Annotated in this window: 19 protein-coding genes; 10 read left to right on the forward strand and 9 right to left on the reverse strand. The window is 74.3% G+C overall.

All coding sequences use genetic code 11. The features are described 5' to 3' along the window. Nucleotides 1-105 precede the first annotated feature (105 nt). Both ACIBCA_RS35230 and ACIBCA_RS35235 read right to left on the reverse strand, forming a co-directional pair. Nucleotides 106-1,380 (reverse strand): TolB family protein, encoded by a 1,275-nt coding sequence (locus ACIBCA_RS35230; RefSeq protein WP_396287203.1) that lies wholly within the window; start codon nucleotides 1,378-1,380, stop codon nucleotides 106-108. Between the two features lie 200 nt (nucleotides 1,381-1,580). Further along, nucleotides 1,581-2,351, reverse strand: coding sequence for a lysophospholipid acyltransferase family protein (locus ACIBCA_RS35235; RefSeq protein WP_396287204.1), 771 nt, complete (start codon nucleotides 2,349-2,351; stop codon nucleotides 1,581-1,583). 271 nt (nucleotides 2,352-2,622) lie between these two features. Here ACIBCA_RS35235 and ACIBCA_RS35240 point away from each other — a divergent pair, with 271 nt between their 5' ends. The 5 genes from ACIBCA_RS35240 to ACIBCA_RS35260 all read left to right on the forward strand — a co-directional run bounded on the left by ACIBCA_RS35240 (nucleotide 2,623) and on the right by ACIBCA_RS35260 (nucleotide 7,720). Beyond that, the gene (locus ACIBCA_RS35240) at nucleotides 2,623-2,961 is read left to right on the forward strand and encodes a TlpA family protein disulfide reductase (RefSeq protein WP_396287206.1); all 339 of its coding nucleotides are present in this window, start codon (nucleotides 2,623-2,625) and stop codon (nucleotides 2,959-2,961) included. 270 nt (nucleotides 2,962-3,231) lie between these two features. Next, nucleotides 3,232-4,017: an electron transfer flavoprotein subunit beta/FixA family protein gene (locus ACIBCA_RS35245; RefSeq protein WP_396284525.1), complete on the forward strand. Its 786-nt coding sequence runs from the start codon at nucleotides 3,232-3,234 to the stop codon at nucleotides 4,015-4,017. Nucleotides 4,018-4,062: 45 nt separating this feature from the next. Continuing rightward, entirely contained in the window at nucleotides 4,063-5,025 is a 963-nt protein-coding gene (locus ACIBCA_RS35250) for an electron transfer flavoprotein subunit alpha/FixB family protein (RefSeq protein WP_396287207.1), read from the forward strand. Between the two features lie 144 nt (nucleotides 5,026-5,169). Further along, on the forward strand, nucleotides 5,170-6,600 hold the full coding sequence (locus tag ACIBCA_RS35255) for an acyl-CoA synthetase (RefSeq protein WP_396287208.1): 1,431 nt from the start codon (nucleotides 5,170-5,172) through the stop codon (nucleotides 6,598-6,600). A gap of 361 nt (nucleotides 6,601-6,961) precedes the next feature. Continuing rightward, nucleotides 6,962-7,720 carry a C40 family peptidase gene (locus ACIBCA_RS35260; RefSeq protein WP_396287209.1) on the forward strand — a complete coding sequence of 253 codons (759 nt, stop codon included), beginning with the start codon at nucleotides 6,962-6,964 and terminating at the stop codon, nucleotides 7,718-7,720. Nucleotides 7,721-7,777: 57 nt separating this feature from the next. Here ACIBCA_RS35260 and ACIBCA_RS35265 read toward each other — a convergent pair whose 3' ends face one another. Beyond that, nucleotides 7,778-8,695, reverse strand: a complete 918-nt coding sequence (locus ACIBCA_RS35265; RefSeq protein ID WP_396287211.1) for a PfkB family carbohydrate kinase — start codon at nucleotides 8,693-8,695, stop codon at nucleotides 7,778-7,780. 397 nt (nucleotides 8,696-9,092) lie between these two features. Between ACIBCA_RS35265 and ACIBCA_RS35270 the strand changes: the two genes are divergently transcribed. Next, nucleotides 9,093-10,163: an NUDIX domain-containing protein gene (locus ACIBCA_RS35270; protein WP_396287212.1), complete on the forward strand. Its 1,071-nt coding sequence runs from the start codon at nucleotides 9,093-9,095 to the stop codon at nucleotides 10,161-10,163. Nucleotides 10,164-10,301: 138 nt separating this feature from the next. Then, the gene (locus ACIBCA_RS35275; protein ID WP_396287214.1) at nucleotides 10,302-11,159 is read left to right on the forward strand and encodes a DUF4184 family protein; all 858 of its coding nucleotides are present in this window, start codon (nucleotides 10,302-10,304) and stop codon (nucleotides 11,157-11,159) included. Here ACIBCA_RS35275 and ACIBCA_RS35280 read toward each other — a convergent pair. Further along, nucleotides 11,135-12,499: a dipeptidase gene (locus ACIBCA_RS35280; protein WP_396287215.1), complete on the reverse strand. Its 1,365-nt coding sequence runs from the start codon at nucleotides 12,497-12,499 to the stop codon at nucleotides 11,135-11,137. The genes ACIBCA_RS35275 and ACIBCA_RS35280 overlap by 25 nt on opposite strands. A 146-nt stretch (nucleotides 12,500-12,645) precedes the next feature. Here ACIBCA_RS35280 and ACIBCA_RS35285 point away from each other — a divergent pair, with 146 nt between their 5' ends. Next, entirely contained in the window at nucleotides 12,646-13,884 is a 1,239-nt protein-coding gene (locus ACIBCA_RS35285; protein ID WP_396287216.1) for a geranylgeranyl reductase family protein, read from the forward strand. A 76-nt stretch (nucleotides 13,885-13,960) separates the two neighbouring features. Here ACIBCA_RS35285 and ACIBCA_RS35290 read toward each other — a convergent pair whose 3' ends face one another. Both ACIBCA_RS35290 and ACIBCA_RS35295 read right to left on the reverse strand, forming a co-directional pair. After that, the gene (locus ACIBCA_RS35290) at nucleotides 13,961-16,237 is read right to left on the reverse strand and encodes a glycosyl hydrolase family 18 protein (protein ID WP_396287218.1); all 2,277 of its coding nucleotides are present in this window, start codon (nucleotides 16,235-16,237) and stop codon (nucleotides 13,961-13,963) included. A gap of 270 nt (nucleotides 16,238-16,507) precedes the next feature. Further along, nucleotides 16,508-17,326, reverse strand: a complete 819-nt coding sequence (locus tag ACIBCA_RS35295; protein ID WP_396287220.1) for an ATP-grasp domain-containing protein — start codon at nucleotides 17,324-17,326, stop codon at nucleotides 16,508-16,510. Nucleotides 17,327-17,548: 222 nt separating this feature from the next. Between ACIBCA_RS35295 and ACIBCA_RS35300 the strand changes: the two genes are divergently transcribed. After that, complete coding sequence (locus tag ACIBCA_RS35300; protein WP_396287222.1) at nucleotides 17,549-18,322, forward strand: enoyl-CoA hydratase family protein; 774 nt, start codon at nucleotides 17,549-17,551, stop codon at nucleotides 18,320-18,322. Nucleotides 18,323-18,400: 78 nt separating this feature from the next. Here the strand turns inward: ACIBCA_RS35300 and ACIBCA_RS35305 are convergent, their stop codons facing one another. Continuing rightward, nucleotides 18,401-19,174 (reverse strand): maleylpyruvate isomerase family mycothiol-dependent enzyme, encoded by a 774-nt coding sequence (locus tag ACIBCA_RS35305; protein WP_396287223.1) that lies wholly within the window; start codon nucleotides 19,172-19,174, stop codon nucleotides 18,401-18,403. Between the two features lie 135 nt (nucleotides 19,175-19,309). On the opposite strand from ACIBCA_RS35305, the gene ACIBCA_RS35310 reads away from it, so the two are divergent. Next, the gene (locus ACIBCA_RS35310; RefSeq protein ID WP_396287225.1) at nucleotides 19,310-20,065 is read left to right on the forward strand and encodes an acyltransferase; all 756 of its coding nucleotides are present in this window, start codon (nucleotides 19,310-19,312) and stop codon (nucleotides 20,063-20,065) included. Nucleotides 20,066-20,093: 28 nt separating this feature from the next. Here ACIBCA_RS35310 and ACIBCA_RS35315 read toward each other — a convergent pair whose 3' ends face one another. Both ACIBCA_RS35315 and ACIBCA_RS35320 read right to left on the reverse strand, forming a co-directional pair. Further along, a complete protein-coding gene (locus ACIBCA_RS35315; RefSeq protein WP_396287226.1) occupies nucleotides 20,094-20,666 on the reverse strand; it encodes a HutD family protein in 573 nt (190 codons plus the stop codon). Between the two features lie 138 nt (nucleotides 20,667-20,804). Beyond that, complete coding sequence (locus tag ACIBCA_RS35320) at nucleotides 20,805-22,097, reverse strand: MFS transporter (RefSeq protein ID WP_396287227.1); 1,293 nt, start codon at nucleotides 22,095-22,097, stop codon at nucleotides 20,805-20,807. Nucleotides 22,098-22,129 lie beyond the last annotated feature (32 nt).

Below are 22,129 nucleotides of genomic sequence, written 5' to 3' on the forward strand. Positions count from 1 at the left end.
ACTGCAGGGGGGACCCTGTGGGAGAGTAGGACGCCGCCGAACAATCATTGTGAAGAACCCCCATCCGGGATCCGGATGGGGGTTCTTTGCGTTTCGGGAATGCGATCAGTTGTCCTCGGCGGGCTGCCCCTGCGGCTGAGCGGCGGCCTGTGCCGCGGCCGCCGAGGGCGACGGCGATGCCGAGGGCTGGGCGTCGGCGACCGGGGCGGTGCCCCAGGCGGGGCGGCTGAGCCACTTCTCCCCGATGTTGGTGAGCCGGGCGACGGCCGTGCCGTCGGGGTGCATGGTGTAGAGGTCGGCGCCGGCGCCGGTGGGGGCCTGGACGAAGACGACGGACTTGCCGTCCGGTGCGTAGGCGGCCGTTCCGTAGTAGGTGTCGGAGGGGGCCGGGGTGAGCGCGGTGATGGCGGTGCCGTCGGGGTGGACGCTGTAGATGCCGCCGCCTGGGGCGTAGTCGGCGTCGGTGGGGTAGGTGGTGAAGAGGATCTGGCTGCCGTCGGGGGACCAGCTGGTGCGGTCGCCGGCGCGCAGGCCCCAGGGGGTGAGCTGGCGCAGGCCCGTGCCGTTGGCGTCGACGACGTAGACGGCGCGGCTGTTGGCGGGCTGTCCGCTGGCGCTGGTGCGGTACTCGAAGGTGAGGTGCTTGCCGTCGGGGGACCAGCTGGGGTTGCTGACGCTGCCGGAGTACGGCTTGTCGTTGGTGAGGAAGGTGAGCCGCTGGACGTCGGTGCCGTCGGGGCGCATCAGGTAGAGGTCCGAGAACTGGATCTGGTTGTTGGCGGTCTGGTCGAGGGCGCCCCAGGAGCGGCTGAAGGCGAGTTGCTTGCCGTCCGGCGAGTACGCGGGGGAGCGCTCGTCCTCGTTGGCGCAGTCGGCGGTGCCGCCGTCGCAGAGGCGGCCGAGCTCGTGGGGGTTCTCGCCGGTGGCGGCGACGGTCCAGAGGCGGGCGGCGCCGGTCTGGGAGTCGGTGCGGTCGAAGGCGATGGTCGCGCCGTCGGGGGACCAGTCGGGGCGGTCGTCGAGGAAGTGCTCGGGCGGCAGGGTGACCTGGCGCCCGGCGGTGCCGTCCGGGGCGAGGGTGACGATGGCGCTGGTGCTGCGGGTGGTGTCCACGAAGGCGCGGCTGACGATCTGTCCGTTGTGCGCGGTGTTCGCGGGGGCGGCGGCGTTGACGGGGTCCGCCACGGCGGCGCCGATCTTGTCGGGGAAGGTGGGGGTGGCGGTGGGGGACTCCGGCCGGATCTCGGAGAGCGGGATGTCGCCGGGTTCGGCTCCGCAGCCGGTGAGGAGGGCGGCGAGAAGCAGGAGGCCCGCACCGGCGCTCGCGCGGGTGCGGGCCCTGCTGGTGAGGGACTGCCCTGGACGGTTGTTCCGCGTCATCTCCGTCTTCGACCTTTCCCGACCGATCCGACGTGTGCTCCGGCACCGGTTCAGGACGAACGGCCGGGCCCCTGGGAGGAGCTGTCACTGTGTCAGACGGGTGGGGCTGGAGGCCGGGGCGACACGCGACGGAACGATTCCGCTCGGTCACTCGGAGTAGGGAACGTGGGGGAGGGGACGCGGGGGAGGGAGGGAGCGGGTCAGCTCCGGGCGGCGCGGCGCTCGGCCTTGGCGACGGCCTCCGCCTCGTCCTCGGCCTCGGCGACCTCGAGGGTCGGCGCGGTGCCGCCGAGCTGGGCGGGCAGCCACCAGCTGTCGTCCGGGCCGGAGGGCTTGGCGGGGTACTCGCTCTGGGCCCGGTCGAGCATCTCGCTCATGGCGGCGCGGAGTCTGCGGGTGACCATGACGGGCTTGTCGCCCTCGGCCAGGCGGATCGGCTCGCCGATCATGATCGTCACCGGGACGTGCCGCTTGGTGAGGGTCTTCGGACGGCCCTTGGTCCACAGCTGCTGGGTGCCCCAGAGGACGACGGGCAGCAGCGGGGCGCCGGAGTCGGCGGCCATCCGGGCGGCGCCGGTCTTGAACTTCTTGAGCATGAACGAGCGGCTGATGGTCGCCTCGGGGAACACCCCGACGACCTCGCCGGCCTTGAGGGCGCGCACGGCGGCCTCGTACGCGGGCTGGCCGTCCGTGCGGTCGACCGGGATGTGCTTCATGCCGCGCATCAGCGGGCCCGAGATGCGGTGCTTGAAGACGTCGTCCTTGGCCATGAAGCGCGTCTTGCGCTTTCCGCCGCGGTAGGCGCCGAGGCCGGCGAAGAGGAAGTCCAGGTAGCTGATGTGGTTGCTCACCAGGACCGCCCCGCCGGTGGCGGGGATGTGCTCGGCGCCCACGATCTTGATCCGCACGTCGAGCGCGCGGAATACGGTGAGGGCGGCGCCGATCACCGGCGGGTAGACGAACTCTGCCACGGTCAGTCCTGACTTCCACGGGTCGGGGCCCGGTACGGCGGGATGCCCGCGCCTGACGCGGCAGCCGACCGGAGCACGGCACGCCGCGGCGGTCACGGGTGATACACGGAGATGATCCCCCGAACGAGTGCCTGCTGTCACCTGAGCCGTGCGGTCAAGCGGATTTTCACGGTGTGATCTCCGTGATGGGCCGGGACGGGAACTCTTGGGGGCCGGGGCCGGGGCCGGGGCCGGGCTCGGCGGCGCGGGGCCCGTACCGCAGACTGGAGGGATGACGAGGGTGCCTGGCGGGGACGGGGAGGAGATACGGCTGTCGGCGGCGGAGCTGGGCGGGGTGCTCGGCGAGCGGGCGACGCTGGTGCAGTTCTCCACGGCCTTCTGCCAGCCCTGCCGGGCCACCCGCCGGGTGCTCGCCGAGGTCGCCGGGATGGTCGACGGGGTCGCGCACGTGGAGCTGGACGCCGAGGACCGCTTGGAGCTGGTCCGCCGGCTGGAGGTCCTGCGGACCCCGACGGTGCTGGTGCTCGACGCCGGGGGCCGGGTGGTGCGCCGGGCCGCCGGGATGCCCCGCAAGGCGGACGTGATCGCGGCGCTCGGCCGGGTGCTCTGAGACGGGCCGTTCCGAGCTGTTCCGAGCTGTTCCGAGCCGACCCGTGGGGTGGGCCGGCCGTTCGCCGGGGCAGGATGGACGCGGGCGGTGACGAGGGTCTCGCGGCGTAAGCTACTGGCCAGTAGTGACCGTCGGGATACCGCCGAGTATGCTGCTGGACAAGTTCCGGACCGGCACGGGAACCCCGCTGCCCCGGAGCGGGCGCGTGAAGAGTTCGCACCCGCTTGCCCAGCTGCAGCCGCCGGACGAGACCAGTACAGGAGACAGGCCGTGAGCTTGAGGATCGTTGTCTGCGTGAAGTACGTGCCGGACGCGACGGGTGACCGTCGTTTCTCGGACGACCACACCACCGACCGGGAGGGCGTGGACGGCCTGCTGTCGGAGCTGGACGAGTACGGCGTGGAGCAGGCGCTGCGGATCGCGGAGGCGAACGAGGGCGCCGAGGTGACGGTCCTGACGGTGGGCCCGGACGACGCGAAGGACGCGCTGCGCAAGGCGCTGTCGATGGGTGCGGACAAGGCCGTGCACGTCAACGACGAGGACATCCACGGCACCGATGTGATCGGGACGTCGGCGGTGCTGGCGAAGGCGATCGAGAAGACCGGGTTCGACCTGGTGATCGGTGGCATGGCGTCGACGGACGGCACGATGGGTGTGCTGCCGGCGCTGCTGGCGGAGCGTCTGGGCGTGCCGCAGCTGACGCTGCTGTCGGAGGTGTCGGTCGAGGGCGGTGTGGTGAAGGGCCGTCGTGACGGGGACGCGGCGACCGAGCTGGTCGAGGCGTCGCTGCCGGCGGTGGTCTCGGTGACGGACCAGTCGGGCGAGGCCCGCTACCCCTCCTTCAAGGGGATCATGGCGGCGAAGAAGAAGCCGGTGCAGGAGCTGGACCTGGACGATCTGGGCATCGAGGCGGACGAGGTCGGTCTGTCGGGGTCCTGGACGGCGGTGGAGTCGGTGGCGGCCCGTCCGGCGCGTACCGCGGGCACGGTCGTCAAGGACGAGGGCGAGGGCGGCAAGCAGCTCGCGGCCTACCTCGCCGACCAGAAGTTCATCTAACCCCACCCGTTCGCGCATCCAACGATCGATCAGGAGCAACGAATCATGGCTGAAATCCTGGTTCTGGTGGACCACGCCGACGGTGTGGTCCGCAAGCCGGCCCTGGAGCTGCTGACCCTGGCCCGCCGCATCGGCGAGCCGTCCGCCGTCGTCCTCGGCGCGGGCGCCGCGGCCGCCGACATCGCCGCCAAGGCCGGCGAGTTCGGCGCCGCCAAGGTGTACGTCGCCGACGGCGCCGAGTTCACCGACCAGCTGGTCGTCCCCAAGGTCGACGCCCTGGCCCAGATCGCCGGGACGGTCTCCCCGGCCGCCGTGCTGGTCACCTCCTCCGGCGAGGGCAAGGAGGTCGCCGCCCGCGTCGCGCTGCGGATCGGCTCCGGCATCATCACCGACGCCATCGACCTGGAGGCCGGCGACGGCGGTCCGGTCGCGACCCAGTCGGTGTTCGCCGCCTCGTTCCAGGTGAAGTCCAAGGTCACCAAGGGCGCGCCGGTCATCACCGTCAAGCCGAACGCCGTCGCCCCCGAGGCCGCTGCCGCCGCCGGTGCGGTGGAGAACGTGTCGGTGGAGTTCACCGGCAACGCCGCCAAGGTCACCTCGCGCACCCCGCGCGTCTCCTCCGGCCGCCCCGAGCTGACCGAAGCCGCGATCGTGGTCTCCGGCGGCCGTGGCGTCGGCGAGGCCGCGGGCTTCGGCGTCGTCGAGGAGCTCGCGGACGCGCTCGGCGCGGCCGTCGGCGCCTCGCGCGCCGCCGTCGACGCCGGCTGGTACCCGCACACCAGCCAGGTCGGCCAGACCGGCAAGCAGGTCTCCCCGCAGCTGTACATCGCGGCGGGCATCTCCGGCGCGATCCAGCACCGCGCGGGCATGCAGACCTCGAAGACCATCGTGGCCGTCAACAAGGACCCCGAGGCCCCGATCTTCGAGCTGGTCGACTACGGCGTCGTCGGCGACCTGTTCGCCGTGCTGCCGCAGCTGACCGCCGAGGTGAAGGCCCGCAAGGGCTGATCCGTCGGCGCACCGCTTCGGAGGGCGTGGCACCCGGGAGACCGGGGGCCACGCCCTCCGGCGTTCCCCGGGGCACTCCCGCGCCCGCCGGCGGGCCCCGTAGAGTCGGGCGCGACAGCTGGAGCGAGGGGCGAGGACGGGCGCATGGCACTGCTGACGGCACTTCACGGCGAGTACGGCGACACGGCGGACGCGCTGCGGGTCGACGGGCGGGCGCTCTCCCGGGAGGCGCTGCTGGGCGCGGCGAGCGCCGTCGCCGACCGGGTGGCCGGCGCCCCCGCCCTCGCCGTGCTCGCCCGGCCCACCCTCGAGACCGTCGTCGCCGTGGTCGGCGGGCTGCTGGCGGGCGTGCCCGTGGTGCCGCTGCCGCCGGACTCCGGGCCCAAGGAGCGCGCCCACATCCTGCGCGACTCCGGGGCGGCGCTGCTCGCGCACGCCGTGGGCGAGCCGGTGCCGCAGGACGGCGTGCCCGAGGGTGTCGGGGCCCTGCCCGTCGACCCCGCCGAGCGCTCCGCCGCGCGCCACGCCGAGCCGCCCGCCGACGCCACCGGCTTCGTGCTCTACACCTCCGGCACCACCGGCGCGCCCAAGGGCGCCGTGATCGGGCGCGCGGCGATCGCCGCCGACCTGGACGCCCTGGCCGCCGCCTGGCGGTGGACGGCCGAGGACACCCTCGTCCACGGCCTGCCGCTCTTCCACGTCCACGGGTTGCTGCTCGGCGTCCTCGGCGCCCTGCGCACCGGCGGCCGCCTGGTGCACACCGGGCGGCCCACCCCGGACGCGTACGCGGCGGCGGGCGGCAGCCTGTACTTCGGCGTGCCCACCGTCTGGTCCCGCCTCGCCGCCGACCCTGCGGCGGCCGCCCGGCTGGCACCGGCCCGGCTGCTGGTCTCCGGCAGCGCGCCGCTGCCCGTCCCGGTGTTCGAGAAGCTGGCGGCGCTCACCGGGCACGCCCCGATCGAGCGCTACGGGATGACGGAGTCGCTGATCACCGTCAGCACCCGGGCGGACGGCGAGCGCCGGCCCGGCAGCGTCGGCCTGCCGGTGGAGGGCGTGCGCACCCGGCTGGTCGGCGAGGACGGCGAGCCCGTGCCGTACGACGGGGAGAGCGTGGGCGAACTGCAGGTCAGCGGGCCGACGCTGTTCAGCGGTTACCTCAACCGGCCGGACGCCGACGCCGAAGCCTGGACGGCGGACGGCTGGTTCCGCACCGGGGACGTCGCCGTGATCGGCGAGGACGGCTTCCACCGGATCGTCGGCCGCGCCTCCGTCGACCTGATCAAGAGCGGCGGCTACCGGATCGGCGCCGGCGAGGTCGAGGCCGCCCTGCGCGACCACCCGGCGGTGGCCGACGCGGCGGTGATCGGCGCGCCGGACGCGGACCTCGGACAGGCGATCGTCGCGTACGTCGTCCCGGAGGGTTCCGTGACGGGGGACCAGCTGACGGCCTTCGTGGCGGAGCGGCTCTCGGTGCACAAGCGACCCCGGCGGGTGGTGCTGGTGCCCGAACTGCCCAGGAACGCCCTGGGAAAGGTGCTCAAGAAGCAGCTGCTCTCGGAGGACGCCGGACGGTGACCCGTCGGCGTGTCGGGTGCGCGGTGCCAGCCGTCCGGTGACGGGCCCTCACCCTGATGCGCCGTCGACGCCCACCACCCGAGAACCCTTCCTTTGGCTCACTCCACTGCGCACGGTGAGCGGACGCGTGCCTACCGTGACACGCAGGCCGAGCCCCACGGGGCGACGCCTCGAGTCCGCAGTCGTTCCCGCAGCCGCTGACACGGCGGCAGATCGCAGCAGTGAGGAAGTCAGCACCATGACCACCGTCAACACCGGCGCACCGGATGCCCCCGGGACCCCTCAGCGTCCCGCCCGCCCGACCGCTCCCTCCGCCCAGGCCCGTCCCTCCCGGGCGGCGAGGGTGCGGCGGGGGATAGGCATGGTGGCCGTGATCGTGGCCGGTGCGGGCGTGATCGGCCTCGGCACGGGGGTGACCCCCGCCGCCGCCGAGCCGGCCCCGGCGCACGCCGGGTGGGACGGCTCCAAGTACTGGTTCAAGAACGGCCAGGGGCAGTGGCGCTGGACCACCCACTACGACGTGTACGTCGCGCGCACGGGCGGCGGGTCGTCGTCCTCCTCCACGGCGGTGCGCTCCGGCGGCATCACCCAGGGGTGGGACGGCTCCCGGTACTGGTTCAGGAACAGCCAGGGGCAGTGGCGCTGGACCACCCACTACGACGTCTACCTGGCGCGCACCGGGGGCGGCTCCTCCTCGGGCTCCTCGGGTTCCTCCGGCTCGGGCTCCTCGGGCTCCTCGGGTTCGGTGGCCGTGGACCGGGACGTGGAGACGGCCATCGAGTACGCCCTCGCCCAGCTCGGCAAGCCGTTCCGCACGGGGGGCAACGGGCCGGACGGGTACGACTGCTCGGGCCTGGTGCAGCAGTCCTTCCGCCGCGGCGGCATCGACCTGCCACGGGTGGCCAACGACCAGTACGCGGCGACCACGCCGATCAGCGCCGGCCAGCTGCGCCGGGGGGACCTGCTGTTCTGGTCGCCGAACGGCACCAAGCGCGGCATCCAGCACGTGGCGATCTACCTGGGCGACAACCAGTACGTCGAGGCCGCGCGGCCCGGGACGCTGATCCGGATCTCGCGGATCAGCAGCGGCTACTACCCGTCGTACATGGGCCGGCCGTAGGGCCCGTCCTGTCGTCGCTGCGCCGGTCGTTGTTCCCGCCCCCGGCCCCCGGACCGTTCAGAGGTCGGAGGGCCGGGGGAGGGCGCCGCGGGCGCCGAGGGCCGTGACGGCGAAGGTGCCCGCGGCCACGGCGGTGGCCGCCGCGCCGGGCAGGTCGGCGCCCCGGGCGAGCCCGGCGGCGAGCGCTCCGCAGAAGACGTCCCCGGCGCCGGTGGTGTCGACCACCCGGACGGCGGGGGCGGGCAGCAGGAGCGGCGCGCCCCCGGTGGCGACCAGCGCGCCCTCGCCGCCGAGGGTGATCACCACCCCCTCGGTGCGCGGGGCCAGGGCCCGGGCCGCCTCCTGCGTGTCCTCGGCGCCGGCGAGCTGCCGGGCCTCGACCGCGTTCACCACCAGCAGCGGGCGGTGTCCGCCCGGGCCGGTGTCGGGCAGCGGGCCGGCGGGGGCGGCGTTGTGCACCCAGCGGGTGGTGCGGCCCACCGAGTCCGGGGGCGGCAGGGCGGCCGCGGCGGCGCGCACGCAGTCCTCGGGGACCTCGTTGCTGGTCAGGACCACGTCGACGGGCAGCAGGTGCAGGCGGGCCAGGGCGGCCTCGACGTCCTCGGGGGTGAGGTGGGCGTTGGCGCCGGGGAGGACGACGATGCTGTTCTCGCCCGCCGGGTCGACCATCACGATCGCCTGCCCGGTGGGCGCGTCCGGGTGCACGAGCACGGAGCCCGTCTCCACCTGCGCGCCGTGCAGATCGGCGAGCGCCGCCCGGCCCTCCGCGTCGCGCCCGACCCGGGCGACCAGGTGCGTCGCCGCGCCGAGCCGGGCCGCGGCCACCGCCTGGTTGGCGCCCTTGCCGCCGAAGCCGTGGGCGGCCTCGGCCGCGAGCACGGTCTCGCCGGGGGCGGGGAGTACGGGGCAGCGCAGGATGCGGTCGGCGTTGACCGAACCGATGACGATCACACGACCGGCGGGAAGCAGCTTCACGGTCCCTTCGTAGGCGCTGGGGCGCCGGTGGCGCAAGGTGAGGGCTCACGGGAGGGGCGCGTGGGACAGGTGTGCACGCCGGGGCGGGTGTGCGCGAGCGGTGGGGGCGGCGTGCAGCTTTGGGGCCGGTCGGCCCGGGTGCGCGCACGCCAGGCGTCTGGCCTGGGCACATGCCCCTGTCAAGGGGCGCGCGGAAGCCCGGCGCAGGGTGCGTCGGGGAGGCATGGGGAGCGGCGTGGCGCGGGTACCACCACGGGTGGCGCCGGTCGGTGGGCGGGCGCCGCCCGGTGCGACTACGGGCGTAGTCAGACTACGCCGGTAGTGGCACTACATCCGTAGTGCGACTGCCGGTGCGGTTGCAGAACGGCACCGGGGTGAGTCGAGCGCAGGGGGCCTTGTGATCGTCTGGGTCAATGGCACGTTCGGGGCGGGCAAGACGAGTGCCTGCCGCGAGCTGGTGGAACTGCTGCCCGGGAGCGTGCTCTTCGATCCCGAGCTGGTGGGCTTCGGCCTGCGCCGGATGCTCCCGGCCGACCGGCTGGCGACGGTGTCCGACTTCCAGGACCTCCCGGCCTGGCGCCGGCTGGTCCCCGAGACGGCGGCGGCGCTGCTGGGCGAGGTCGGTGGGCCGCTGATCGTCCCGATGACGTTGCTCAGGGAGGACTACCGCGACGAGATCTTCGGTGACCTCGCCCAGCACGGCATCGCCGTGCACCACTTCGTGCTGGACCCAGAAGAAACGATCCTTCGCGACCGCATCGCCCATAGAGAGGAGTGCCCGGGAGATCCGCAGGCCAGCGAACGCGTCCGCCGGTGGTGCCTGGACCACCTGCCGCGCTACCGGGCCGCCCGCCGCTGGCTCGTCCAGGACGCCCGGATGATCGACACCGGCGCCCTCACCCCGCGCGAGACCGCGCACCGGATCGCCGACCTCTTCCGCGTCGGCGCCGCGCGCTGCCCGATCGTCCAGACCCCGGAGGCGACCGGCGACACCGTCGCCTCCGCGGTGCTCTTCTTCGACGAGCAGGACCGGGTGCTCCTCGTCGACCCGGTCTACAAGCCCGACTGGGACTTCCCGGGCGGCGTCGTCGAACGCGGCGAGGCCCCGACGGACGCCGCCCTGCGCGAGACCGCCGAGGAACTGGGCCTGCGCCTCGACCCCTCCCTGCTGCGGCTGCTCGCCGTCGACTGGGAACCGCGGACCGGCCCGCGCCGGGGCGGCCTGCGGCTGATGTACGACGGTGGGCTGCTGGACGAGGAGGGCCGGGAGAACCTGCTCCTCCAGCAGGAGGAACTGCGCGGCTGGCGCTTCGTCACCCTGGACGAGGCCGCCGACCTGCTGCCGCCCAGCCGCTACCGTCGGCTCGCCGCAGCGCTGGAGGCCCGGCGCTGCGGGGAACTGCGCTACCTGGAGGCGGGTGCGCGGGTCGCCCAGGGGATGGCGGCACGTACGGCGGACGCGGCCTGACGAGGGCGGCTCGGCGGGGGCATGTCGCTCCCGCCGAGCCGTCCCGCCGTACTGGCTCCGCCGCCCGCCCCCCGCCGCCCGCCGCCCGCCGCTTGCCTGCCGGTGCCGGCCTCGGCCTCGGGGCGGCAGGATGGGGGGATGCCGTTCACGTTGAGCCATCCCGCCGCCGTCCTGCCGTTGCTGCGTGTCGCCGGGGAGCGTGGGCCGTTGGTGGCCTCGGCGCTGGTGGCGGGGTCGATGGCGCCCGATGTGCCGTTCTTCGCGGAGTCGCTGCTGCCGGGGGTGTACGGGCACGGCGGGCTGACGCACCGCTGGTGGGCCGTGCCGACGGTGGACGTGGCGATCGCCGCGGCGCTGGTGGCCGGCTGGCACGGCCTGCTGCGGGGGCCGATGGTCGCGCTGCTGCCCGAGCGGTGGGCCGGCGGCGCCGAGGCACTGACGGCTCGGCGGCCCGGAGCGGGGCCGGGGCCGGGGGCGGGCGTGGCGTGGTTCGCGGCCTCGGCGGCGATCGGCGCCGCCACTCACGTCGGCTGGGACGCGTTCACCCACGGTGGCCGGCTGGGCGTGCGGCTGCTGCCCGTCCTGGAGCGGCGGGTGGCCGGGGTGCCGCTCTACGAGGCGGCGCAGTACGGGAGTTCGGCGCTCGCGCTGGCCGCGATGGGCGGCTGGGCGGCGAGCGCCGTACGGTCCGCGCGCGCCGTGCCGTCCGTCGTGCCGTCCGTCGTGCCGTCCGTCGTGCCGTCCGCCGTGCGGCTCGCGCCCCGGACGCGGCGGGCCGCCGTCGCGGCGCTGGGCGCGGCGACGGCGGCCGGGGTGGTGCACCGGATCGTCCCGCTGCGGCGCAACCTCGTCCCCGAGGTGTGCTTCGGCGCCGGGGCGGGCCTGGCCGTGGGCGCGGTCGGGTACGCGGCGCTGCTCGCGGCCTCCCGCCGGTGGCGGCGCGGCGGGCGGCCTGCGGGTCGCAGCGTCCGTCAGGCGGAGCGCAGTTCGGCGTAGCGGCGCAGGAAGAGGGCCTCGGTGAGGGCCATGCGCTCCAGTTCGAGCGGGTCGACGCTCTCGTTGACGGCGTGGATCTGGGTGGTCGGCTCCTCGACGCCGATCAGCACGATCTCGGCCTGCGGGTAGAGCGTGCGCAGGGTGTTGCAGAGGGGGATCGAGCCGCCCTCGCCGGAGGCGACCATCGGGGTGCCGAAGGCCGCCTGCATGGCCTCGCCCATCGCCTCGTACGCCGGGCCGGTGGTGTCGGCGAGGAAGGGGGCGCCGTTGCCCTGGCGCTCGACGGTGAGGTGGGCGCCGAGCGGGGTGCGGGCCTCGAGGTGGGCGACGAGGGCCCGCTGGGCGGCGGCCGGGTCGGTGCCCGGCGGGACGCGCAGGCTGACCAGGGCCTTGGCGGCGGCCTGGACGGAGGAGGTGGCGCCGATCACCGGCGGGGCGTCGATGCCGAGGACGGTGAGGGAGGGGCGGGCCCAGAGGCGGTCCGCGACGGTGCCGGTGCCGGTCAGGGCGACGCCGTCGAGCACCTTGGCGTCGGCGCGGAACTGCTCCTCCGGGTACTGCACGCCCTCCCAGGTCTGGTCGGCGGCCAGGCCGTCGACGGCGACGTCGCCGTGCTCGTCGTGCAGGGAGGCGAGGATGCGCACCAGGGTCTGCAACGCGTCGGGGGCGGCGCCGCCGAAGGCGCCGGAGTGCAGGTTGCCGGCCAGGGTGGTGATGCCGACCTCGATCGCCGTCATGCCGCGCAGGGAGGCGGTGACGGTGGGCAGGCCGGCGGCGAAGTTGCCGGTGTCGCCGATGACGATGGCGTCGGCGGCGAGGAGTTCGGGGTGGGCCTCGGCGTAGCGCTCCAGGCCGCCGGTGCCCTGCTCCTCCGAGCCCTCGACGATGATCTTCAGGCCGACCGGGTAGGCGTCGCCGTACACCTGGCGCAGCGCCCGCAGGGCCGTCAGGTGCATCAGGATGTTGCCCTTGCAGTCGGCGGCGCCGCGCCCGTACCAGCGGCCGTCGCGCTCGGTCAGCTCGAACGCGGGGCTGAGCCAGGCGGATTCGTCGAGCGGCGGCTGCACGTCGTAGTGCGAGTAGAGCAGGACGGTCGGGGCGCCCTCGGGGCCGGGCAGTTCGCCGTAGACGGACTGCGTGCCGTCCGGGGTGTCGAGGAAGCGGATGCCGGTCAGGCCCTCGGCGGCGAAGGCGTCGGCCACCCAGCGGGCCGCCTTCTCGCACTCCTCGACGGGGAACTGGCGGGGGTCGGCGACCGAGGGGAAGGCGACCAGTTCGGCGAGGTCGGTGCGGGCACGGTCCATCAGGGACCGGACGGCGTCGGCCAGGGGCTGTGACATCGGTGCTCCGTGGGGGCGGGTGCCGCCCTGGGGGTGCGGGCGGCGCGGTCGATCGGGGTACCGACGATCATAGGCGGGAGCCGATCGGCCCGGTTCGGGGTGCTGCGGCCACCGCCGGGTCGGACGGACGCATAGGATTGCTGGTCGTGACTGACTCCGGAAGCCCCGATTCCCCCAGCCCGCTCGACGAACCCGCTGCCGAGGCCGAACGGCTGGGCGGCGTCTGGGACGTCGTGGTGGTCGGCGCCGGACCGGCCGGGGCGTCGGCCGCGCACGCCGCCGCCGTCCAGGGCCGCCGGGTGCTGCTGCTCGACAAGGCCGAGCACCCCCGTTACAAGACCTGCGGCGGCGGCATCATCGGCCCCTCCCGGGACAGCCTGCCGCCGGACTTCAAGCTGCCGTTGCAGGACCGGATCCACGCCGTCACCTTCGCCTACAACGGCCGCTACACCCGCACCCGCCGCAACGAGCGGATGCTGTTCGGCCTGGTCAACCGGGACGAGTTCGACCTGCGCCTGGTGCAGGCGGCCGAGCAGGCGGGCGCGGTGCTCGCCACCGGAGTGACCGTCACGGGCGTGGAGCAGCGCGGCGGCGGGCACCGGACGGCGCTGGTGACGGCGGCGGACGGGCAGAGCTTCGAGGCGCGCGCGGTGGTCGGCGCGGACGGCAGCGCCAGCCGGATCGCCCGGCACGTCGGCGTGACCTTCGACCAGATCGACCTGGGCCTGGAGGCGGAGATCCCGGTGCCGCCGCAGGTCGTCGCCGACTGGGCGGGCCGCATCCACCTCGACTGGGGCCCGCTGCCCGGCAGTTACGGCTGGGTGTTCCCCAAGACCGAGAGCAGCAGCCTGACCGTGGGCGTCATCTCGGCGCGCGGCGACGGGGAGGCGACGAAGCAGTACCTCGCCGACTACATCCGGCGCCTGGGTCTGTCGGGCTTCACCCCGAGTATGGAGTCCGGGCATCTGACCCGCTGCCGCACCGAGGACTCGCCGCTGTCGCGCGGCCGGGTGCTGGTCGCCGGGGACGCGGCCGGGCTGCTGGAGCCGTGGACGCGCGAGGGCATCTCGTACGCGCTGCGCTCGGGCCGGCTGGCCGGGGAGTGGGCGGTGCAGGTCGCGGAGGCCGGGGACGCGGAGTCGGTGCGGCGCGAGGCGCTGAACTACTCGTTCGCGGTCAAGGCCGGGCTGGGCGTGGAGATGCGGGCGGGCAAGCAGCTGCTCGGGGCGTTCGAGCGGCGGCCGTACCTGTTCCACGCGGCGGTCTGCCTGGTGCCGGCGGCCTGGCGGGCCTTCGCCCGGGCGACGCAGGGGCACACGACCTTCGCCCAGGTGCTGCGGCAGTACCGGGCGGCGCGCAGGCTGGCGGCGACGGCCGCGCGCTGAGGCAGCCGGTTGGGCAGGGGCGCCCCCGCCCGTCCTACGTGGACGGGCGGGGGCGCCTTCTCGCATGCCGGCGCCGCTACTTGAGCCCGCCGTCGAGGGCGCCCATCAGGGTGCCGGAGGGGGTGTCACCGGACAGTTCCCAGATCATGCCGCCCAGCAGGCCCTTGGACCTGAGGTAGGCGGTCTTCTGGGCGATCGACCAGGCGTCGTCGAAGGTCCACCACTGGCCGCCCGCGCCCGTGTAGGCGTACGTGGACACGGACTTGGGGTCGTGGTAGACGGTCAGGTTGGGGACGCCGGTGATCAGGTTGTTGTAGCCGCGCGTCCCGGCCTCCTCGGCGAACTGGCCGGGCGCCGCGCCGTTCGCGGACTGCCAGGCGCCGTTCGCCCCGGCGTCGCCCGCCGCCACGCCCTGCCAGCCGCGGCCGTAGAACGGGAAGCCGATGGTGAGCTTGCGCGGGTTGACGCCGGCGGACAGGTAGGTCTGGACGGCCGCGTCGATGCTGAAGTGGAACGGGTAGGGGTCCTTCGGGTCCTGGTAGAGGTTGCTGGCCTGGCCGGTGCGGTTGGGCTCCCAGGAGTTGTCGCTGCCGGAGCCGTGGAAGTCGTAGCCCTGGACGTTGGCGATGTCCAGGCCCGTGAAGATCTTCCCGAGGTCCCAGCCGGCGGCGACCTTCGCCGGGTCGGCCGGGGTGAAGGCGGTGAGCAGCTTGTGCGAGCCGCCCAACGCGTCGAGCTGCTTGCGGAATTCGGCGATCAGGGCCGTCAGGTTGGCCTTGTCGTTGGGGCTCCAGTGGTTTCCCGCGTGGCCGTCGCCGGAGCCGGGCCACTCCCAGTCGAGGTCGATGCCGTCGAAGATCCCGGCGGCCGTGCCGTCGCCGCCGGCGCCGTTGTAGGCAGGCAGGTTGCCCTTGATCCAGGTGTCCACGCAGGACTTGACGAACTTCTGGCGGGAGGCGTCGGTGGCGGCCACGTCCGAGAAGTACTTGGAGTACGTCCAGCCGCCGAGGGAGACGACCACCTTGAGGTTGGGGTGCTTGGCCTTGAGCTTCTTCAACTGGTTGAAGTTGCCGCGCAGTTTGCCCCAGCCGTCGTCGGCCACGCCGTCCACGGACTGGTCGGCGCTCATCGGCCGGGCGTAGTCGGCGTCGGCGTCACCGGCGCCGGTGCCCTGGTCCGGGTCCTGCGGGTTGGAGGTGGTGCCCTTGGTGACGCCCGCGAGGCAGGTGAGGTTGGTCGGATCGATGTTCTCGAAGGCGTAGTTGATGACGTCGAGCTTGGCGGCGGTGCCCGAGGTCTCGAGGTTCTTGACGAAGAACTGGCGGCCGTAGATGCCCCACTGGACGAAGTAGCCGACACGGGCGTACTTCCCGGCGCCCACGATGTCGCCGGTGGTGACGGAGAGCGGGGCGGAGGCGGGGGAGGTGTTGTCGGCGGGGTCGCGGGCCTGCACGGTGAACGTGTAGGTGGTGGACGGCGACAGGCTGCCGACGCTCGCGGTCAGCGTGCCGCCCGTGACGGTCGCGACGAGCGCGGACCCCTGGTAGACGTCGTACGCGGCGACGCGGACGTTGTCCGTCGCGGCGTCCCAGGCGAGCGTCACGTCCGAGGAACCGACCTTCGTGGCACGGAGGTTGGGCGGCGCCGTCGGCGGGACCTTGTCCGAGGACGGGTCGAAGGTGGAGGCCGTGACGGGTGCGCTGAGCGGCCCGGTGTTGCCCCGGCCGTCCTTGGCCCGGACGGTCAGCGTGTACGAGGTCGCCGGGGTGAGGCCCGTGACCACGGTGGAGGTGCCGGTGGCGGAGGCCACCACCGCGGCGCCGTTCAGGACGTCGTAGGAGGCGACCGGGAAGTCCCCGCCCTTGGCGGCCGGCCAGCTCAGCGCGAGCGTGTGCGCCGTCGACTCGGTGACCGTCGGCGCGCCCGGGGCGCCCGGCGGGACGTCGGGCGTGCCGTCGCACTTGTCGCCGTTGATACGGCAGTTGAGCGGCGCGGAGACCGGGCCGTTGCCCACGAACCAGAAGCTGTACGGCTCGGTGGTGCTGTGGGCGTTGACGGTGGAGTTGTAGAAGGCGGCGACGGCCGTGACATGGCTGCCGCTGACCGTGGCGGTGCCGTTGTAGGTGTTGCCCATGGTGACGCCGGAGGGGAGGTCGAACTCCAGCGTCCAGCCGGACACGGCGGCGGCGTTGTCGTTGTGGACGATGTACGTGCCCTGCCACCAGGAGCCGTTGTCGGCGGTGGTGAAGGTGGCGGTGAGCTTGCCGGCGGCGTTCGCGGGGGCCGCGAGCGCGGTCAGCACGGCGAGCGGAAGGAGCAGGACGGAGAGCAGCGCGAGCACTCTGCTGCGCATGCGGGGGCGTCCCGCCCGGGAACGAGCGGACATGGTTCTCCCTGTGGTCGTGGGGGTTGAACAGGGGTGCGTAGAACCGGAGTTGTGGTGCGCGTGCGATCGGTGCCCGCGCCGTGGGGAGACGGGGCATGGGCACTGTAGGAGGACTGGACCAATGCGTCAACAGGTCTGTACCACTGGGGAGTTGACTGCACAGCGGCCCGGCCTCCCCGCGCGGGGAGACCGGGCCCCTGTGGACTGCGCGCCTTCGCAGGTGGCTCTCGGTGGTTCTCAGTCCGTGACTTCGGGCAGCTCGCGCAGGAACGGGCGGTCGTCGGTGTGGAGCGAGGCGGTGGGACCGGCGGAGCGCAGCACCGCGTCGAGCACGCCGGCGGGGTCGGCGGCGTAACCCCCGCTCGCCCAGGCCGCGTTGGCCTCCACCACGGCCCAACTCCCCTCCGAGGTCAGGCCGATGTCCACCACGCAGGCGCTCGGCAGCGGCGCGTCCGGGGTGGAGGCGGAGGCGGCCAGCACCTCGCGGGTGAAGGCGAGCACCTCGGAGGTGACGCCGTCCTCCGGGGCGAGCGGCGCGACGGAGAGCTCGCCGTCGACGGCGTAGCGCGAACCGGCCGTGACCTCGCCGTCGAGCACGAACAGCCGGTATTCCCGGCGGAAGTGCACCACCTGGCTCACCAGCACCGGCGTGTCGCCGTCCACCAGTTCCGGGCCGGGCAGGTGGCTGCTGTCCGGGTAGACGCGGGCCGCGAACAGCTTGTCCGCCGGGGGCTTGACGAAGGCCGGGCCGCGCATGCGGCGGGTCTCGTCGAGCGTGCTGAACGCCACCTGCCGCCCGGTCACGGCCAGCGGCAGCCGGGCCAGCCAGTCGGCGGGCGGCTCCAGCAGCGCCAGGTCCAGGGCGCGCCCGACCGCGTCCGCGAAGATCGGCCCGCCGTACAGGTGCACCGGCTCGCCGACCAGCTCCTCGGGCGCCCGCCAGGACGGCGCGGTGAACGCCCTCAGGCCGCGCAGGCCGGCGGCCACGCGCAGCTGGTGGCCCGTCTCGGTGACGCGCGGGGCGAGGAGGAGGACGGCGGATCCGGTGGTGGTCATGGGGTGATGGTGCCGTGGGGCGAGGTGGGCGGCCAGTGGGTTTCGGTGCAGGCGGGTTTCGGTGCAGGTGGGTTTGGGAGCCGGTGGGTTCGGGAGCAGGTGGGGGCGGGCTGGTCTGGTCGGGGGGCGGGTGGGCGTGCCAGAGTCGTCCGGGCGCCGTGCGGGCACCCCGGACGGCGCCAGCGGTCCGACCCACCCTCAGCCGGAAAGCAGGCCACACCGATGACCAGCGCAGCGCCCCTCGTCCACGTCAGCACCGCCGACGCCGTCACCACCCTCACCCTCGACTCGCCCCACAACCGCAACGCGCTCTCCAGCCGCCTGATGTCCGAGCTGCACGCCGGGCTGGCCGTCGCCGCCGCGAACCGGGACGTGCGGGCGGTCGTGCTCACCCACGTCGGCAAGGTGTTCTGCGCGGGCGCGGACCTCTCCGAGGCCACCGGGGCCGACCCCACGGTCGGGCCGCGCGGGCTGGTCGAGCTGCAGAAGGCGATCGTGGACTGCTCGAAGCCGGTCATCGCCGTGGTCGACGGGCACGCCCGCGCCGGGGGCCTCGGCCTGATCGGCGCGGCGGACCTGGCCATCGCCGGGCCGGCCGCCACCTTCGCCTTCACCGAGGTCCGGCTGGGCCTGGCGCCCGCCGTCATCTCCCTGCCGCTGCGGCCCAAGCTCGACCCGCGCGCGGCCTCGCGCTACTACCTCACCGGCGAGGTGTTCGACGCGGTCGAGGCCGCCCGGATCGGGCTGATCACCCGGGCCGTGGACTCCGCCGAGGGCCGGGAGACCGCGCTCAAGGAGCTGCTGGACGCGCTGCGCCAGGGCTCGCCGCAGGGGCTGGCGGAGTCGAAGCGGCTGGCGAACGCCGAGGTGGTGCGCTCCTTCGCGCGGGACGCGGACGAGCTGGTGCAGCTGTCGGCGCGGCTGTTCGGCTCGGAGGAGGCGCAGGAGGGGATGCGGTCGTTCCTGGAGAAGCGGCCGGCGCGCTGGGTGCGCTGAGCGGTTCGCCCGCTATCTGGGGGGCGGCACCGACTACGCCGGTCGTGGCACCACCGGCGTAGTCCGGTCACCGGGCGGTCAGCCGACCCTGGCCTTGGAGCGCCAGAGGTCGAGCAGGCCCTCGTCGCCGTCGAGGCGTACGCGGGCCGCCGTCGGCCCGGCGGGCAGGCGGTTCCACAGCAGCAGGTAGAGATCGTGGGCCGGGCCGGTGACCGTGAGCTCGGCCGGTCCGGCGGAGGCCTCCTCACCGGTGACGACCTCGAGCGGCCCCGGGCCGACGGTCACGTGCCAGGAGGTGGGGCCGTCCGCGTCCTGGATCAGGAGGGTGCGGGGCACGTCGCTGTGCAGCCGGGAGCGGTCGCGGCGCAGGAAGCCGCGCAGCAGTTCGTCCACTCCGTCGAGGGCGAGCGGAGCCTCCACCTCCGGGCCGGGGCGGCCCGCCGCCGCGTCGGCGTCGATCCGGTGGACGGCGGTCTCGTGCGCCTGGCGCCGCGTCCAGAAGGCGAGCGCGCTGGGCGCGGGCAGGAAGGTCCAGCACTCGAGATCGGCTGGGGCGGTGGCGAGGGTGTCCACCAGGGCGGCGTGGCTCTCGCGGTACCAGTCGAGCAGCGCGGCGTCGGACGGATCCGGTCCGAACACCTCCCGCTCGCCCGCCTCGTCGAGTGGCTTGTGAAGGCCCCGGGCGGGGTGGGCGGCGGCCCAGAGGTGGACCCGGCCGGTGTGGCGCAGCAGGTCGGCCAGCCGCCAGTCGGGGCAGGTGGGGACGGGCGCGGACAGGTCGGTCGCGGCGGCGGCCTCGGCCAGCAGGGCGCCCTCGCGGCGCAGGGCGTCGAGGTGTTCGGTGATCTCCACGGGAGGGAGTCTGCCAGGGCGCCGCGCCGGCGGTCGCGGGTTTCGGACCTTCGGTGAACGGGCGGGTCCGTCGGGTGGGTGTGATCTTGGCCGCCCGGTCTCCGGGCCGACGCTACGGGCCGGTAGCGTGAGCGCATGCCGATATCCCGTTCCCTCCTCTCCGCCGCCCGGGCCGGTGGTCGCCGGGCCGCCGGGCGCCTCGTCCACCGGGGTTGGCGCTGGGTGCAGCGGACCGGCGCGGTCACCAACCGGAGCCCCGGCCCGTACCGGTTCGGGGAGTTGGGGGACGGCACGACGCTCGCCTTCCCGCTCGGGGCGGTGTTCAACGAGCAGTGGATCACCATCGGGCCGTTCTCGATCATCGGCGAGCGCGTCACGATCAGCGCGGGCTTCCTGCCCGGCCTCGACCTCGGGCCCGAGCCGATCGTGCGGATCGGCGGCGGCTGTGTGATCGGCCGGGACAGCCACATCGTCGGGCACCAGTCGATCGTGCTCGGCGACGACGTGTGGACCGGCCCCGGCGTCTACATCTCCGACCAGGCGCACGAGTACCGCGCGACGGACCTGCCGATCGGCAAGCAGTGGCCGCGCAACGAGCCGGTGGAGATCGGCGCGGGCAGCTGGATCGGCACCGGCGCGGTGATCCTGCCGGGGGCGCGGATCGGACGCAACGTGGTCGTCGCGGCCGGCGCGGTGGTGCGCGGCGAGGTGCCCGACCACTGCGTGGTGGCCGGGGCGCCCGCCAAGGTGGTGCGCAGCTGGACGGAGGAGGACGGCTGGCAGCCGCCGTTCCGCCACGACGCGCCCCCGCCCGTGCCGGACGGGGTGACGGCGGAGCAGCTGCGCGCGCTGGTCGGGTGGGACCTGCGGCTGCCGGGGGAGCAGGGCTGAGGCCGGTTCCCTTGCGGGGCCGGGGAGTTCAGCCGGACGTCCGGAAGGTGACGACCGCGACGGCGGCGTCGGGCCGCAGGCCGTACGGGCCGGGCGTGGTGAGCGACACGGCGTCGTAGCGGGCGAGTTCGGTCTCGTCCAGGCGGGCCGTACCGGCCAGGCAGACGAGCAGCGTGGTGCCGCCCGTCGGGACGTGGAGGTCGGCGGGCGCGGTGACGATGTCGACGGACGCCTCGACCCGGCCGCGCCGCGTCATCACGTTGAAGTCGACCACCGGGCCGCCCAGCAGCCGGCAGTCCGTGAAGGCGTCACCGGAGAAGGGGAACGGCCGGTACGGGGCGTCGACCGCCTGCTCGGCGCCGTCCACGGTGAGGACCATCCCGGCGCCCTCGACCAGGGTGATCACCCGGTCGATGCCGGGGAACACGGAGAACGGCCCGGCGGAGGCGACGTCCGCGAGGCTGACCCGCCAGTCGAAGCCGTCCAGCCCGGCCCCGGCCGGGAACCCGGCGACCTCCCTGGTCACCCCGCCACCGTTGAGCCACGCGGTGGCCGGGCGCTCACTGGCCCGCAGTACCTGGATGCGTCCGCTGGTCGTCATGGGGCCGCATCCTGCCACAGCGGGAGACGGGGGCGGGGGCGGGAACGGGGAGCGGATGACGGATGACGGCGAACAGATGACGAAAACTGCCAGGTGACATCTGTTCGATGAAACTCGTCATCTGACAGCTGTCAGCTGTCAGCCGTGATCCGTCAGCCGCTCGCTGCTCGCCACCGCCGTCGTGCCGCCGCCCGTGTGCCGCCGCGTCGCCAGCGGCAGCAGTGCGGCCGCCGAGGCCGCGACCGCGACGGTGGTCAGGGCCAGCGGCAGCCCGATCGCGTCCGCGAGGAAGCCGATCACCACCGGCCCGATCAGCATCCCGCCGTACCCGAGCGTCGAGGCGAGCGCGACGCCCTGCGGGCCGCCCGCCACCCCGGCCTGGGCGATGGCGAGCGGGAAGAGGTTCGCGAGCCCGAGGCCCACCAGCACGAACCCGCCGATCGCCACCGGCACCGCCGGTGCCAGCGCGGCGACCAGCATCCCCGCCCCCGCGAGCACCCCGCCGAGCAGCATCACCCGGTTCTGGCCGAGCCGGATGGACAGCCAGGTGCCGCAGAACCGCCCGGTGGTCATCGCGAAGGCGTACGCGGCGTACCCGACCGCCGCCGTCCCGGCGCCCGCGTGCACGTCGTCGGTGAGGTGCAGGGTGGTCCAGTCCGCGACCGCGCCCTCGCCGTACGCGGTGCACAGTGCCGTGAGCCCGAACAGCAGCACCAGCAGCCGCACGTGCCCGGCGTTCGGGCGCGGGCCCGCTCCCGTCCGCCCGCCCGACCGCTCCGGGGCGATCATCGGGGCCGCCGGGCTGCGCAGCAGGACGACACCCGCGCCCGCCGTCACCGCCAGCCCCAGCAGTCCGCTGCTCGCCAATGCCCAGGCGGCGCTGAGCCGCCCCGCGAGCAGTCCGCCGAGCCCCGCGCCGAGCAGCCCGCCGAGGCTGTACCCGGCGTGGAAGCTCGGCATGACGGGCCGGCGCAGCTGCGCCACCAGGTCGACGGCGGCGCTGTTCATCGCGACGTTGGCGCCGCCGTACCCGGCGCCGAAGAGCAGCAGCACCGCGCCGAGCGCGGTGACGGAGTGGGCGTGGGCGGGCAGCGGCACCGCGAGGCTGAGGAGGGTGAGCGAGCCGACCGTCACCGGGCGCGAGCCGTACCGTAGGCAGAGCCGTCCGACGAGGGGCATGGCCAGGACGGCGCCGACGGACAGGCAGAGCAGGGCGAGTCCGAGCGCGCTGTGCGAGGCGCTGACCTGGCTGCGGACGTCGGGGATGCGGACGACCCAGGCGGCGAAGAGGAATCCGTCGACGGCGAAGATGACGGTGAGCGCGAGACGTGCGGCGCTCCAGGGGCTGTCGGTGGCGGGGGTCGGGCTGAGAGACTGGGGTGAGGGTTGACCGGGTCGGGCGAACGAACGAATTTTGTTTCGAAGCGGCACAAAGTCACAATAGGGTCGTGCAGCTCTCACCT

This window comes from Kitasatospora sp. NPDC051170, from assembly GCF_044455705.1.
In the GTDB taxonomy this organism is placed as follows: domain Bacteria; phylum Actinomycetota; class Actinomycetes; order Streptomycetales; family Streptomycetaceae; genus Kitasatospora.

Excerpts from the sequence above, each read along its gene's own strand:
- ACIBCA_RS35230 (WP_396287203.1), bottom strand. The coding sequence starts at position 1,380 with ATGACGCGGAACAACCGTCCAGGGCAGTCCCTCACCAGCAGGGCCCGC.
- ACIBCA_RS35240 (WP_396287206.1), top strand. The coding sequence starts at position 2,623 with ATGACGAGGGTGCCTGGCGGGGACGGGGAGGAGATACGGCTGTCGGCG.
- ACIBCA_RS35250 (WP_396287207.1), top strand. The coding sequence starts at position 4,063 with ATGGCTGAAATCCTGGTTCTGGTGGACCACGCCGACGGTGTGGTCCGC.
- ACIBCA_RS35255 (WP_396287208.1), top strand. The coding sequence starts at position 5,170 with ATGGCACTGCTGACGGCACTTCACGGCGAGTACGGCGACACGGCGGAC.
- ACIBCA_RS35260 (WP_396287209.1), top strand. The coding sequence starts at position 6,962 with ATGGTGGCCGTGATCGTGGCCGGTGCGGGCGTGATCGGCCTCGGCACG.
- ACIBCA_RS35275 (WP_396287214.1), top strand. The coding sequence starts at position 10,302 with ATGCCGTTCACGTTGAGCCATCCCGCCGCCGTCCTGCCGTTGCTGCGT.
- ACIBCA_RS35280 (WP_396287215.1), bottom strand. The coding sequence starts at position 12,499 with ATGTCACAGCCCCTGGCCGACGCCGTCCGGTCCCTGATGGACCGTGCC.
- ACIBCA_RS35290 (WP_396287218.1), bottom strand. The coding sequence starts at position 16,237 with ATGCGCAGCAGAGTGCTCGCGCTGCTCTCCGTCCTGCTCCTTCCGCTC.
- ACIBCA_RS35295 (WP_396287220.1), bottom strand. The coding sequence starts at position 17,326 with ATGACCACCACCGGATCCGCCGTCCTCCTCCTCGCCCCGCGCGTCACC.
- ACIBCA_RS35300 (WP_396287222.1), top strand. The coding sequence starts at position 17,549 with ATGACCAGCGCAGCGCCCCTCGTCCACGTCAGCACCGCCGACGCCGTC.
- ACIBCA_RS35310 (WP_396287225.1), top strand. The coding sequence starts at position 19,310 with ATGCCGATATCCCGTTCCCTCCTCTCCGCCGCCCGGGCCGGTGGTCGC.
- ACIBCA_RS35315 (WP_396287226.1), bottom strand. The coding sequence starts at position 20,666 with ATGACGACCAGCGGACGCATCCAGGTACTGCGGGCCAGTGAGCGCCCG.